Source organism: Bartonella sp. MU70NMGDW (assembly GCF_042194085.1).
In the GTDB taxonomy this organism is placed as follows: domain Bacteria; phylum Pseudomonadota; class Alphaproteobacteria; order Rhizobiales; family Rhizobiaceae; genus Bartonella; species Bartonella grahamii.
Window position 1 is genome coordinate 1 of record NZ_JBHIMK010000558.1, and the last position, 586, is coordinate 586.

A 586-nucleotide genomic window follows, 5' to 3' on the forward strand; every position below is an offset into this window, starting at 1 on the left:
CAGTTTAAAAAAGATATGTATGCATTGTTGGCTGGTGGAGACTGGTCAGATACTACGAATATCACTCCACATCTGCGCGCAGTCATTATACGGAATGCTATTTATGAATCGGCTAGCGCCCGTGGCTGTAGTTATCCACGGCATTATATTTAGGAGGGGTAGATGATAGATTATCCAGAGCATTTAAATAGCAAAGAAGATTATATGAATATGCTTTCCTTTGATAAGGCTGAAACCGTAAGGAGGTTAGAGGTTCTTTTAGAGACGCGTTTTTATTGGGTCTTTGTTAAAGAGCTTGGAGAGGGAGAAGAGGGGATTGAAGATGACACGCATAAGGTTTGTCTAACAACAACCATGCCGTTTGATTCAAATGGTGATTTTGTAGAAAAGCGTTGTCAGTATGAATTACAGGAAAGCGAATATGCACCGCTCTTTCAACTTGGCTTTCGTGTTGAAGAAGTCGAGCAACTGATCAAAGAGCATAGTCAATAGAGATCATAAAAAAACATTTTTATCCAGCCTCACTTTTGTGGGGCTTTTTTTATGGAGCGTCAGATGAGAAAGATATCGAAAGAAGGATTAGAGC

The 586-nt window shown here is 39.9% G+C and carries 1 protein-coding gene; it reads left to right on the top strand.

Annotated elements, in window-relative coordinates; translation table 11 throughout:
• The first annotated feature begins 162 nt into the window (after nt 1–162).
• On the top strand, nt 163–492 hold the full coding sequence (locus tag ACFIKE_RS12145; RefSeq protein ID WP_375650216.1) for a hypothetical protein: 330 nt from the start codon (nt 163–165) through the stop codon (nt 490–492).
• Nucleotides 493–586 lie beyond the last annotated feature (94 nt).